This window comes from Halobacteriovorax sp. JY17, assembly GCF_002753895.1.
In the GTDB taxonomy this organism is placed as follows: domain Bacteria; phylum Bdellovibrionota; class Bacteriovoracia; order Bacteriovoracales; family Bacteriovoracaceae; genus Halobacteriovorax.
Genome location: NZ_NJER01000001.1, coordinates 1,500,395 through 1,512,466, shown reverse-complemented (window position 1 = coordinate 1,512,466; position 12,072 = coordinate 1,500,395). Strand labels below are relative to the sequence as shown.

At 36.2% G+C, this 12,072-nt stretch carries 14 protein-coding genes; 3 read left to right on the top strand and 11 right to left on the bottom strand.

The genetic code is table 11. The features are described 5' to 3' along the window. Positions 1–6: 6 nt before the first annotated feature. From CES88_RS07105 to CES88_RS07095, 3 genes are read right to left on the bottom strand one after another with little or no spacing between them, the layout of a single operon-like run. The gene (locus CES88_RS07105; RefSeq protein WP_290732858.1) at positions 7–522 is read right to left on the bottom strand and encodes a hypothetical protein; all 516 of its coding nucleotides are present in this window, start codon (positions 520–522) and stop codon (positions 7–9) included. 3 nt (positions 523–525) lie between these two features. Then, the gene (locus tag CES88_RS07100) at positions 526–1,416 is read right to left on the bottom strand and encodes an alpha/beta fold hydrolase (RefSeq protein WP_290732856.1); all 891 of its coding nucleotides are present in this window, start codon (positions 1,414–1,416) and stop codon (positions 526–528) included. After that, positions 1,400–2,167, bottom strand: coding sequence for a GYF domain-containing protein (locus CES88_RS07095; protein ID WP_290732854.1), 768 nt, complete (start codon positions 2,165–2,167; stop codon positions 1,400–1,402). Before CES88_RS07095 ends, CES88_RS07100 begins: the two co-directional genes overlap by 17 nt. 167 nt (positions 2,168–2,334) lie before the next feature. Here CES88_RS07095 and CES88_RS07090 point away from each other — a divergent pair, with 167 nt between their 5' ends. Continuing rightward, positions 2,335–3,759: a hypothetical protein gene (locus tag CES88_RS07090; RefSeq protein ID WP_290732852.1), complete on the top strand. Its 1,425-nt coding sequence runs from the start codon at positions 2,335–2,337 to the stop codon at positions 3,757–3,759. Between the two features lie 18 nt (positions 3,760–3,777). Here the strand turns inward: CES88_RS07090 and CES88_RS07085 are convergent, their stop codons facing one another. From CES88_RS07085 to CES88_RS07075, 3 genes are all read right to left on the bottom strand, one after another. Next, positions 3,778–4,839 (bottom strand): cyclic nucleotide-binding domain-containing protein, encoded by a 1,062-nt coding sequence (locus tag CES88_RS07085; RefSeq protein ID WP_290732850.1) that lies wholly within the window; start codon positions 4,837–4,839, stop codon positions 3,778–3,780. 20 nt (positions 4,840–4,859) lie between these two features. Next, complete coding sequence (locus CES88_RS07080; RefSeq protein ID WP_290732848.1) at positions 4,860–6,023, bottom strand: thiolase family protein; 1,164 nt, start codon at positions 6,021–6,023, stop codon at positions 4,860–4,862. A gap of 73 nt (positions 6,024–6,096) precedes the next feature. Further along, positions 6,097–6,435 carry a hypothetical protein gene (locus tag CES88_RS07075; RefSeq protein ID WP_290732846.1) on the bottom strand — a complete coding sequence of 113 codons (339 nt, stop codon included), beginning with the start codon at positions 6,433–6,435 and terminating at the stop codon, positions 6,097–6,099. Between the two features lie 66 nt (positions 6,436–6,501). Between CES88_RS07075 and CES88_RS07070 the strand changes: the two genes are divergently transcribed. Beyond that, positions 6,502–6,939 (top strand): hypothetical protein, encoded by a 438-nt coding sequence (locus CES88_RS07070; RefSeq protein ID WP_290732844.1) that lies wholly within the window; start codon positions 6,502–6,504, stop codon positions 6,937–6,939. Position 6,940: 1 nt separating this feature from the next. On the opposite strand, the gene CES88_RS07065 is transcribed toward CES88_RS07070, so the two are convergent. The 5 genes from CES88_RS07065 to CES88_RS07045 all read right to left on the bottom strand — a co-directional run bounded on the left by CES88_RS07065 (position 6,941) and on the right by CES88_RS07045 (position 11,526). Then, complete coding sequence (locus CES88_RS07065) at positions 6,941–7,417, bottom strand: GNAT family N-acetyltransferase (RefSeq protein WP_290732842.1); 477 nt, start codon at positions 7,415–7,417, stop codon at positions 6,941–6,943. 117 nt (positions 7,418–7,534) lie between these two features. Then, positions 7,535–8,623: a hypothetical protein gene (locus CES88_RS07060; protein ID WP_290732840.1), complete on the bottom strand. Its 1,089-nt coding sequence runs from the start codon at positions 8,621–8,623 to the stop codon at positions 7,535–7,537. Positions 8,624–8,727: 104 nt separating this feature from the next. Beyond that, complete coding sequence (locus CES88_RS07055; RefSeq protein WP_290732838.1) at positions 8,728–9,870, bottom strand: acyl-CoA dehydrogenase; 1,143 nt, start codon at positions 9,868–9,870, stop codon at positions 8,728–8,730. Between the two features lie 11 nt (positions 9,871–9,881). After that, positions 9,882–10,685: an enoyl-CoA hydratase-related protein gene (locus CES88_RS07050; RefSeq protein ID WP_290732836.1), complete on the bottom strand. Its 804-nt coding sequence runs from the start codon at positions 10,683–10,685 to the stop codon at positions 9,882–9,884. Further along, positions 10,675–11,526 (bottom strand): 3-hydroxybutyryl-CoA dehydrogenase, encoded by an 852-nt coding sequence (locus tag CES88_RS07045; RefSeq protein ID WP_290732834.1) that lies wholly within the window; start codon positions 11,524–11,526, stop codon positions 10,675–10,677. The genes CES88_RS07050 and CES88_RS07045 overlap by 11 nt, the downstream gene beginning before the upstream one ends. A gap of 245 nt (positions 11,527–11,771) precedes the next feature. Here CES88_RS07045 and rpsT point away from each other — a divergent pair, with 245 nt between their 5' ends. Continuing rightward, the gene (gene rpsT, locus CES88_RS07040) at positions 11,772–12,032 is read left to right on the top strand and encodes a 30S ribosomal protein S20 (protein ID WP_290732832.1); all 261 of its coding nucleotides are present in this window, start codon (positions 11,772–11,774) and stop codon (positions 12,030–12,032) included. Positions 12,033–12,072 lie beyond the last annotated feature (40 nt).

The following is a 12,072-nucleotide window of genomic DNA, read 5'->3' as shown; positions in this document are numbered from 1 at the left end:
AAATCTTTAGAAAGAAATTGTCTTAAAATTTGGAAATTCAACCTTGAGACTATTACCCAAGTTTGATTTAGAACAAAAAATTGCAATATCATAGAGTTGGAAAGAATTCGTAATATATTGGGGATGAAGCCTTAGAGCTCCTGCAAATTCATTCATAATATATTTTTCAAAGCCTTGGGAGCTGGCCTGCTTTATGAAGTTATTCTTTGAGATTACTTCGCTTGCACTTGAATAATATAGGGCAAGGTAACTCTTAGAACAGCTCTTTAAAGAAACTTTTTCCGAAGTTGAAAACCAGTCATAGAAGGGAGAATTTGGTGTAACTTCTCCAAGAAGAACATCAAAAACCATAGTCATTTCTTGGTACCAGGAAATCCTCTTGAGTTTTAACTCATCTTTCCAAGAACTATTTCCTACAGAGCCTCCCGCAAGCTCAAAGTCATTAACTTGGACAATATTTCTTCCAGTTAATGAACACGATGTAGTAAGTAAGAGAGCTAACAAGAGAATGATTTTTTTCATAAATTACCTATGGATATCTTCTATCCAATTATAAATATCATTAAAGACCTTGTCTCTATTTTTTTCATTGAAGAGATCGTGACCAGAATGCGCATACATACACTCACTTGCTAATTGCTTAGGCATTCCCTTCATAAATAGTGAGCATTTACTCCAGTTTACAAGAAAATCATTCTTCCCAAGTAGCATCAACAGTGGAACATCTAAGAAATAAGAGTAATCGAGCAATTGCTTGCTCTTTCTAACAATTTCTTCAACCAGTGAAATAGACATGTAATGATTGATAAGAGGATCCGAGTTATAACTTTCAATTCGAATTCTATCGCTGGTTAAATCACCTCCCTTAATTTTATAAGGGAATCGTATCTTACCTGCAAATTGATTTATTTTTTTTAAAACACTTTCATAGAAGTTATAAATCTCAATATTCAAATAAAGAAGTGGATTACTAAGAATAACAGAGCTTATTTGTGTTCTAGCGATTAATTCATATTTTTGGATATAGGATAGTGCAACTAATCCACCTAAACCCTGTCCAATAAGAACTTTCTTGGTATCATGTGTTTCGTCTTCATTTAAAATAAGATGAAGGTCTTCAATATACTCATCAAAGTTTTCCACATAAGATCGTGTTCCCGAACTTAGCCCGTGTCCCTTCAAATCTAAAAATGTAATATTAATTTCTTCATCGAACTTCTTCCATAAATCTTTTGCTAGAAGCTCATAGCGACCATGATGATCGCATATATCGTGTAGAATTATAAAGTGGTGTAAGACTCTTGTTTTCTTGGTCTTCCACTCTTTTACGTAGAGGCTTTCTCTCTTTGAATGAGATTTTATGCTAAAAGAGTTTACCTCTAAGAACTTAAACTCTTCCCTAGCCTCTATTAACATAGCTTTCTATTGAGCTCTTCGCTTCATTATTTAGTTCTATAAACCTTAATGAAAATCCTTGTCCGCCATCTAGTAATCTTACAATCTCACCCTTTGCTGTAAAACAGTAATCAGAATTGTCAGGATGAACATTCATCGAAACTTCTTCTCCGACAGATCCTGGAAAATTAGAGACGAGTATTTGTAATCCACCAATTGAAATATCTCTACAAACACCTTCAAAGAAGTCTTCATGATCATGAAAGAACATTCTAGCAACAAATGGTTTTCTTAAATTCTTTCTTCTATCAATTTCGTCAATAACTGGAGGCATAGTATTAAAGAGACTTTCATAAATTGGCACATCGGCCAAGAATATCCATTCTTTCATCTGCCCTGGTACATAGATAAGAGTTTTTTCATTTATTCTCTTTTCAGAAAAAGCCTGCACTAATTCATCTAGATCATAAGGCCCATACTCAACTTCTTGAGTCCCTCTATCTATTCCAATTTTAATCATAAATATTTTTTCTGACTTAGAAATTCCTTTCCAGTTGAAAGAGCTACTTTGTGAAGGAGCTTCTTCCAATACTTCTGCGCCAAGCAGGTGGCCAAGTTCTTCAACTTCATGGAACTTCTTCCAATTATCAAATCCTTTAGTCCAAATATAACTTTCAGAATCTAAGGCACCACTCTGTAAAAGCTCTCTTAACTTAGGCTCTTCCACAGGCCCAACACGATCTTTTCCTTCTACATAATACCAACTAGTCATTATACTCTCCGAACAATTTATTATTACTAACTTTCATTTTAACTCACTGAAATCCTGTGTCATTGGCGGATTTTTTGCCCAAATTCTTATTAAGTCGTATGAATCCGCTCAAGTTTTCAACATTTTCTTCCGATTAAGCTAAAGATAAAAATTATTTTGAGGTCAACATGATTAAAAATAATACTAAGTGGATACTTATATTAATTACTTCTCTACTCTTTCTCTCCTGTAACAAAGAAGAGTTCGGTGTGGGTAAGCAAAATTCTACAATTTCAACAGCTCCAGTAGAGACAGGTAGCACTGATGTTTGTTCAGACTATACATTAATTAGACCACCAGTTGATCTCCTCTTTCTTTGGGATAATTCAACTTCAACTAACTATATACACCCAGATAAGAAGTCAGCACTCAATAATACACTTAATTATATTTCTGATAGATTTGATTATCAGGTTATGATTGCTCCCCTTGTTGGTAGTGGAAATAATAACTCTTACTTCTTTAGTAGAGCAGGAAGTACTCCTGCTGGTGTTAATATTATTTCAAAATCAAGTGCTGTCTCAGCAATTGAAGCGCTACCTTTGCAAAATGGTGCAGCTGAAGCAGGTGGCGCAAGAGCAAGAGATCTCATTAGAAATAATATAAACAATGGGGTCTTTAGACCTAATGCTTATACAATCATAGTTCTTCTTTCTAATGAAGATGATGACAGTTATGTGCAAAATGATTATGGATCAAACTTAACTGAAGCAAGAAAACTTGGTGATGGTATAACTCATGACCTTCTCTGTTTAAAGGGAGGTACTTATAATGGAAGTTATAGAAACTCCTACTCTGCTTACCCTACAAATTGTAGTGGTGTTACAAAACTAAATTCTTCAATGATGAGGTTTCTAACAATTGCGCCAAGCTCTAATATCGCTTACAAGAAAATCTCTAGCAATATTGCAGTTAGTGGAAACTATAGTCAGTCAGACTTTACAAATCTCTCTGGAAGTTCCTTTTCAAATATTTTTGATCAAGTGAATAGTGTTATTGCTGATCAAGTAATTAATCATAAGTATAACTTCTGGCCTGTTGCTGGATCAAACGTAGAAGTTGACTCAGGTTCAATACGTGTCTTTAGAAATAATGGTTCAGAGCTAGATTCTGGAGAATTTAACTATATTGGAAAACAGACAAATAAGAATACAAGATATTATCCTTCAGCAGGAGAACCTTACACAGGTCATATGCTTGAGTTAATCGGATCAGGCGAAGTGGTTTTTCCAAATTGTTTAAAAGTTACTTACAAAGCTCCTGCTGCTTACTACGGCTATTGCCATCTTCCGGCTCAACCACTAGAGAGTAGTATTGAAGTTAAAATTAATGGTACCTTAATTAGTAATTCCAAGTGGGAACTTCTAAAGACAGGAAGCTCTCCGAAATATTTTGCAAGTAAGAATATAAGAATTAAATCATCTAGTGATTTCTCACCAGAGACTCCAGCAGAAACAAAGTCTGGTTACTTTATAAAACTAGACCCAAGTGCCGTTTATACAAATAGCCAAACTTGTAATGTGACATACCACTCAACAGGACAGGTAAACTAACTAGAAGGATTATTCCTTCTAGTTATTCCCCGATTTTTCATCGTTAACTTTCTTGACTGCATTCATCATACGAATAGATGGGTAGAGCTTCTTTAGTTTAGAGTAGTGAACAACTGAAGTTAGCTGATTTCCTTCTCCGACAAGAATATCTTCACATAATTTACAAGTGACGGCATCCCTAATATCTTCATCAGAAATAAGAACCTTTTGCTCTTTAAAGTCGCTTAGAATTGATGAGATATTTGCCTGCCCCTTCTCCTTGTCTAATCCTGCTTTAGCTAATTGTCTTAGAATTGCACCAAGAAGAATTTCACAGCGTTTTGAAATTTTTATTTTCTTAGCATCCTCAGTTATTCTCTGAGTATTAAAGAAGACTAACATTTGTCTGAACTGATCTATATTTGAAACTCTCATTAATTTTGGTAGGCCATCGGGATCATTTGCTAGTTCAACAAAGTTACTATCAGTACAAATTCTCATAAACTCTTCATACTTAACTTCTGAGAAAGCGTAGATATCAAACATATAGAATTTCAACTTATTCATATGAATTTCCATCTTATTATCTTTAAGCTCTCCATGAGACTTAAACGTAAGATAGAGTGTCGAGAGAAACTTTATAATATCTGTGGAATGGAAAAAGACATACGACCCCACCCCTCCATCAGTACTTCTACCGACCGAGTTTGTTTCGAGTTCTTTCACTTTTGTATTTGTTTTTCTAAGTCTATCTGCGAGAGTATTAATAATAGTCTTAAACCATGGATTAAGGCCTGACATTGTTTTTCCAAAGGCATTGTAAGAAATTTCAATGACCTCTGTCGTAACTAGAGCTGCGGCAGAACAACTTCTTCTATTGGCCTTTTCATCGAAGTAACCCATCTCACCAATAACTTCACCAGATCTTAGAATCGCCAAATCAACGAAGCCTCTACCTTTTGGTATATAGAGTCTTATTTGACCTTTTTGAATAATATATAGAGAGTCAGCGGGATCATTTTGATTAAAAATAATCTCTCCCGCCTTAAATGTTCTCATTCCTGATTTCTTAGCGACTTGCTTCCCTGCTGTCGTTGTCATTTAAACTCTCTTTTTATCTTTTACATTCTTTCAATAATTAAACTAAGCGCTTCACCACCACCAATACAGATAGCGGCCATACCGTACTTTGCATTTTTCTTTTCTAAAGCATTCATTAGGGTAACAACAATTCTTGTTCCAGAACACCCAATAGGATGTCCTAAGCTAACACCACCACCAAATACATTTACCTTATCTCTGCTAATTTTAAACTCTTCCATTGCCGCCATTGTAACAACAGCAAAAGCTTCATTAATTTCAAAGAGATTTATATCTTCAATCTTTAATCCTGCTTTATCTAGAGATTTCTTCATGGCCTCTACTGGAGCAGTTGTAAACCAAGTTGGATTTTGGGCATGAGATGCCCAAGATAGTATTTTAAATTTTGCTTGGTCTTTGTATTCTTCACCTGCAAGAACAACTGCCGCAGCACCATCATTTATTGTTGATGCGTTCGCTGCTGTAATAGTTCCGTTCTTATCAAAAGCTGGACGAAGAGCTGGAATCTTTTCAAAGTTAGCTTTAAAAGGTCCTTCATCTTCAGAAACAATTGTATCGCCCTTTCTACCTTTAATTGTGACAGGAACAATTTCATCTTTGAAGACACCTTCACTTGCAGCGCTTTGCGCTCTCTTAAAAGATTCAATTGAAAATTCATCTTGCTGTTCACGAGTAAATTTATACTTCGTCACACATTCTTCTGCACAATTCCCCATAGGTCTGTCAGAATAAACATCCCAGAGACCATCCCATTGCATTGAGTCCTTCATTTCAGCACCGCCAAATTTAGCAACTCCTACTCTTGAATTCATAATTAAGTGTGGAGCAAGAGACATATTCTCCATACCACCAGCAATAACAACTGAGTTATCTTCACATTTAATAGACTGAGCCCCCATGATTATAGTCTTAAGACCTGAACCACAGACTTTATTAACTGTTGTACAAGGAACAGATTCTGGAAGTTCAGCAAATAGTGCTGCTTGTCTCGCAGGAGCTTGTCCAACACCAGCTGTTACAACATTTCCCATAAAAACTTCATCAACTTTTGAAGTCTCAATACCTGATTTTACAATGGCACCTTGAATTGCCGCGGCCCCTAATCTTGGAGCAGGAACACTTGATAGTGCGCCTAAAAAACTTCCACTAGGTGTTCTCGCACCCGATAGTATATAAACTGACATAGTGTCTCCTTTTGCATTGTTAGTCCGAAGTATTAAACCATAGCTTACCTAATTCGTAAGGCCCAAGGACGCCTCAGCAACATCTTGCAATGCGAAAGCTTTGATCAAAATCACTCTGCTCTTCTTCATCAAATTTAAAAGAAACTCTATTGATAATACTTTGATCTGCGTAGTCAAATATAGGGATTAAGTTACTAATCTTATACTTCTTCCATTTACCTGAAATTTTAAAGTAGATTTCCACAAAGTCTAATTTCTCTAAGATCCCAAGGGATACAGGCGTTGAAAAAATCAGCTCGGTGCGATCAATTTCGGCAAATTCCAAACAAGTTTTATCCCAACTCTCTCTTCCTGAAAGCCTCTGGTGAACTATAACTTTAATTCGTTTATTTCTTGTGATTAGACTTCGCATAATCGTCTTGCTCCTTGCCTCTATATAGTGTAAATCTCCCATACAAAAGCTTCAAAGAGGTAATAAATGCTATCGAGAAAAGAACAAAATAGTCAGGCAATCGCGCTACCTGAAGAGTGGACTAAGAAAGTCTGTACTCTTCTTAACGAAGTCTATGAAAGTAACTGTAAAGCCGAAGGTAAGACCATTGAAGTCTACGGTTCAACTTATCCTGACGAGTTCTTATTCATCTCAACTCTTGTGGATACAAACGATGAAAGAGTGGCCTCTGTGAGCTATTTTATTTCTGCGGACCTAGACAAGAAAACAAATCCTGAAAAGATGCTAAACGACTTAGTTGACTCAATTGGTGCGTTTTTCGACATCTACTTTGGAACAAAAGACTGGGATGACTATCAAGCCGAATGGTTAGAAACTGAGTTTAAAGGACATAGATTCTTTTATAAGATTTCAAGAGAGAATATTGCCCTCCACATAATGGCGGACAATTTACTAAATCAATAAATTAAATACTCATGGAGAGATGATATTGCTGAGTCTCTTCATTGAATTTTTCTTGCACAAAACCTAAATTTTCATAGAGTGTTCTTGCTATTCCATTCGCGTGAAAGACACATATTTCAATTTTCTTTATACCCTTCTCTTTAAGAATCTCGCGCCCCTGATTCATAATAAGACGCCCAAGACCTCTTCCTCGATATTTTTGATCTAAGTAAATATCAAAACCAAAGGCTGACTTCTCATCATAATTAAGCTGAACCCAAATATATCCAGCTTCTTCCCCTTCAAATTCAACAACTCTCCAAAGGTCCTTATTAGCATTTGTCGTGACAGGATTCATTTCATTATTCTCAGAAAGCTCTACCTCTATTTCATCAATTTTCTTTGAAGTGGCGAGAGACATTTCTCTCAAGAAATTCTTATAAGAGAATTCTCCATACTCTTTAAATTGATCTTTGGTCATTTCCTTTAATAAAATCACATTTACTCCTAATTCAAATGCCTTGAATTTAATTTTAACACAGAATAATTTTTTTATTTTTACTAGGAATTATTTTTTCAGGCAAAAAAAAAGCCTCGGAAAACCGAGGCCACAAACTTATTCGTCGTTAAGGTAACTCTTAGAAGAGGTTCCCTTTGTCTGTTCAAAAGCGATGTCCTGATCTTCTGCATCTTCACCGTCATCATTTAGGTCAAAATCAACTTCATCAGCATCAATTCCTAAATCTTTTAATACAGCAAAGAAAGACTTCTCATCAGTTAAATCCTCTAAGATAGACTCTAAGTGCTTAAGAGGATACTTATTAACAAGCTCCTCAATGAACTCTTGAAGTTTTCCTTCTTCTAGAATTGAATTTCTTCTCTTAACTTCATTCCAGTTCTTAATGTAATGAAAACGACAGTATCCAAGAGTTGTTACAGGGTTGTCACAATTTTTCTCAAGACACTCATCCGTATCTTCAGTAAAGAAACTCAAAGACTGGATAGCCTCAAATATTTCATTTAGAGAGAAGTCATCCGCCAGAGAAACAATCTCTTCCGTCAGTTGATCTCTTGCTTCAAGTAAATCTTTTTTAGAAGATTTCTTTGACTTCGATTCAACAACTTCTTCCTCTCCAAATAACTCAATTTTTTCTTCTTTAATCGACTTATCGACTGCGGCCTTCGCCTCTTTCTTATTACTTTTCTTAGAAACTGGTGTTTTCTTATCAGCAGAAACTTTAGCCGCTTTAACCGTATCTTTTTTCTTAGGAGCAGACTCTACTTTCTTCGCAGCAGGTTTCTTCTTCGCAGAAGCAGTCGCCGCTTTCTTTGCAGTTGTCTTCTTTTTAGTCGCAACTTTCTTTGCGACCTTTTTTTCAGCTTTCTTTACTGTTTTCTTCGCAACTTTCTTCGCTACTTTTTTTGCAACTTTCTTCGCAGTTGTTTTTTTCTTAGCAACTTTCTTAGCGACTTTTTTCTCAGTTTTCTTTGCCACTTTCTTCGCGACTTTCTTTGCTACTTTCTTAGCTGTAGTTTTCTTTGCAGTTGGCTTCTTCTTAGCAGTAGAAGTTGATGTTTTCTTCGCAACTTTCTTCTTTGCAGTCTTCTTAGAAGACGTCGCTGCCTTTTTCGTAACTTTCTTCACAGTTTTCTTAGCTGTTTTCTTCTTAGCCATTCCAATATTCTCCAAGATCTTTTTTAACAAAGTAGACTTCCTATAAAAAAAGATTAGCCCTGTTTTACACAGGGCTTCATTTTTATAATACTATAAGACTTATTCGTATCATTATTGAGTATAATCAGCAAGCTTTACTGAATTTCTTTAAGCTCACTCATTGCAATCACAATTCTCTGAACCTCAGAAGTTCCTTCATAGATTTCAGTAATTTTGGCATCACGGAAGTATCTCTCAACAGGGTACTCTTTTGTATACCCGTTTCCTCCACAAACTTGAATGGCCTTTGTCGTTATCCACATTGCAGACTCAGAAGCAAAGAGCTTAGCGTGAGCAGATTGCTTTGAATAACTCATTCCCTTATCTTTAAGTTGCGATGCTTCATAGATAAGAAGTCTTGATGCAGCAATTTTCGTACTCATATCTGCCAACATAAACTGTATGGCCTGTAAGCTTGAAAGAGGCTTACCAAATTGAACTCTCTCATTAGAGTATTTCAGAGCATATTTAAATGCTGCTTCTGCAATTCCTAGAGCCTGAGAAGCAATTCCAATTCTTCCACCATCAAGTGTTCCCATCGCAATGCTAAAACCTTTCTCTTCCACACCAATCAAATTTTCTTTTGGTACTTTTACTTTATCTAAAGAAATTTGAGCTGTTGAAGACCCTCTAATTCCGAGCTTATCTTCACACTTCATAACTTCAAAACCTTCAGAGTTAGTTTCTACAATAAATGCAGAAATCCCTTTATAGTTTTCAGTCTTTCTTGTTTTAGCGAAAACGATAGCAAGTCCAGCTTCTTTACCATTTGTGATAAAGTTCTTAGTCCCAGTAAGCTCGTAGTAATCACCTTTATCTTCAGCAAATGTTGTAAGTGATCCAGCATCTGAACCGGCGTTTGGCTCACTTAAACAAAAGCAACCAATCAACTCACCTGAGGCAAGTTTTGGAAGATACTTCTTTTTTTGTTCTTCGTTACCATATGCAAGAATTGGATAAGTTCCAAGTGAAGTATGTGCAGAAACGAGAACACCAGTAGAAGCACATCCTCTAGATATCTCTTCAACGATGATCGAGTAAGATGTGTAATCCATTCCCGCACCACCATATTCTTCTGGAATATAGCTTCCTAAGAATCCATTCTCACCTAACATCTTAATTAACTCTTCAGGAATTTTTCCCTCTGAATCTATTTTTGCACCTCTTGGAGCAACTTCACTATCTGTGAACTTTGCTACTAGATCTCTAATTTCTTGATAATCACTCATTACACTCATACTTCTTCCTTTTATTTTCCTATAAATACTGGTTTTCTTTTTTCAACGAAGGCAGCTGTCCCCTCTCTCATATCAGCAGAGTTAAAGATTGCTCCAAAGGCCTTTGCTTCAACATTTAGTCCATCTGTAATAGTTAAATCATTACCTTCATTCATTACTCTCTTCGCTTCATAAATAGCATGAGGAGAATTTCTCATGGCCTTAGAGAGATATACCTTAGCTGCTTCTATCATTTCCTCTTTAGATTCAAAAACAGAAACAACAAGTCCTATCTCTTTTGCTTCTTCGATAGCAACATTGCGACCTGAGTAAGTTATTTCTTTAGCTCTATTTCTACCTACAAGTTTTGATAGTCTCTGAGTTCCGCCAAAACCAGGAATTAGGCCAAGCTTCACCTCAGGTTGACCGAATACGGCAGTCTTTGTTGCAAAAATAAAATCACAACTCATTGCCATCTCACAGCCACCACCAAGAGCATAACCATTCACACAAGCAATAACTGGGATGTTTAATAATTCAAAGAGAAGTGTATTATCTTGACCTAATCGAGCAAAGGCCTCTGCCTCATCAGCAGACATCAATGTCATCTCTTTAATATCTGCTCCTGCAATAAAGGCCTTCTCTTCGGCTCCAGTCAGAATCATTCCTTTCGCAATAGTGAAGTCTTTATTAGCTTCCATAAATTCTTTAAGAAGAGCATTTATCTCCGAATGGACTTGATGACTTAAAGCATTTAAAGCTTTCGGTCTATTCACAGTAATCGTTGCTATTTCATTCTCAACTTCAAAGAGAATCGTTTCATAATTAGTATTCATAAACACCCTTTCCAACCTTACGACCAAATCTTCCTGCCGTTACATACTTCTTAAGAAGAGGACACGGTCTATACTTAGTATCGCCAAGTCCTTCGTGTAAGACTTCCATTATTGCAAGACATGTATCCAGACCAATAAAATCTGCAAGCTCAAATGGACCCATCGGCTGGTTACAACCAAGCTTCATTGCATTGTCTATTCCGCGAGCATCCGCTACACCTTCAAATAGAGTGTAGAAAGCTTCGTTAATCATTGGCATAAGAATTCTATTTACTGCAAAACCTGCAACATCATCAGCGCGAACTACAGTCTTTCCCATTTTTTCAGAAACTGCTTCAACTGTATCAATAGTCGCCTTACTCGTTTCTAGTCCTGTGATCGTCTCAACTAACTTCATAACAGGAACAGGATTCATAAAATGCATTCCCGCAACAGCTTCAGGCCTTTTCGTTACTGCTGCAATTTCTGTAATAGAAATTGATGAAGTATTAGTCGCTAAAATCGCTCCCTCTTTTGCGACTGCATCTAATTGCTTAAAAATTTCAAATTTAATTTTCTTATTTTCAGTAGCGGCTTCAATTAAGAGATCACAGTCTTTAAGTGCTGCCATATCAGTAATACCAGTCAACCTTCCCTCAACCTCTGAAACAAAAGAATCATCCCACTTACCTTTTTCAACTCCTCTTTTGAGTTGTTTAGTAATGAAGTCTAAACCAAATTTTAGCCCTTCTTCAGAGATATCAAAAACGAGCACATTATAACCAGACATTGCCGCGACCTGAGCAATCCCTCTCCCCATTTGGCCAGCGCCAACTACACCAATTGATTTGATTTCAGACATATAGAATCCTTTGTCGTAAATAAGCTATGAAAATTCCACACGATCATACGGCCTTTACCACCATTTCACAAACACGTAAGCTGTTGAAAATCTATTTAAGTTACTGAAATTCATCGTATTTCTTTCAACTCTTGCAAATAGTGGGAATAAGCTCTTGCCATTAACACTTATATGATCTAAAAAGTATGTTCTATACTAAATATTAATGAAGTGCATTAAGTAAGTACATAACGTAGGAGTGACTTGTGGCAAACCACAAATCTGCGAAAAAAAGAGCAAGACAAACAATTGTAAGAACAGAAAGAAACGTTGAGAGAAAATCAATGACTAAAAATGTTGTAAAAGCTATCCGTACAGCTATCGAAGCTAAGGATAAGGAAACAGCATCAGGTCTTTTGGTTAAGACTCAAAAGCTTTTAGCAAGACTTGCTAAGCACGGAGTTATCAAGCATAACACTGCTGCTAGAAAGACTTCTAGACTAGCTTCGCAAATTAATAATCTTTAATATTTAAAGTATTATAGATATCGGAAAAGGAGCCTTTTTA

Bases quoted from the DNA above. Each gene is read 5' to 3' on its own strand.
- CES88_RS07105 (WP_290732858.1), bottom strand. From the start codon at position 522: ATGAAAAAAATCATTCTCTTGTTAGCTCTCTTACTTACTACATCGTGT.
- CES88_RS07100 (WP_290732856.1), bottom strand. From the start codon at position 1,416: ATGTTAATAGAGGCTAGGGAAGAGTTTAAGTTCTTAGAGGTAAACTCT.
- CES88_RS07095 (WP_290732854.1), bottom strand. From the start codon at position 2,167: ATGACTAGTTGGTATTATGTAGAAGGAAAAGATCGTGTTGGGCCTGTG.
- CES88_RS07090 (WP_290732852.1), top strand. From the start codon at position 2,335: ATGATTAAAAATAATACTAAGTGGATACTTATATTAATTACTTCTCTA.
- CES88_RS07085 (WP_290732850.1), bottom strand. From the start codon at position 4,839: ATGACAACGACAGCAGGGAAGCAAGTCGCTAAGAAATCAGGAATGAGA.
- CES88_RS07080 (WP_290732848.1), bottom strand. From the start codon at position 6,023: ATGTCAGTTTATATACTATCGGGTGCGAGAACACCTAGTGGAAGTTTT.
- CES88_RS07075 (WP_290732846.1), bottom strand. From the start codon at position 6,435: ATGCGAAGTCTAATCACAAGAAATAAACGAATTAAAGTTATAGTTCAC.
- CES88_RS07070 (WP_290732844.1), top strand. From the start codon at position 6,502: ATGCTATCGAGAAAAGAACAAAATAGTCAGGCAATCGCGCTACCTGAA.
- CES88_RS07055 (WP_290732838.1), bottom strand. From the start codon at position 9,870: ATGAGTGTAATGAGTGATTATCAAGAAATTAGAGATCTAGTAGCAAAG.
- CES88_RS07050 (WP_290732836.1), bottom strand. From the start codon at position 10,685: ATGAATACTAATTATGAAACGATTCTCTTTGAAGTTGAGAATGAAATA.
- CES88_RS07045 (WP_290732834.1), bottom strand. From the start codon at position 11,526: ATGTCTGAAATCAAATCAATTGGTGTAGTTGGCGCTGGCCAAATGGGG.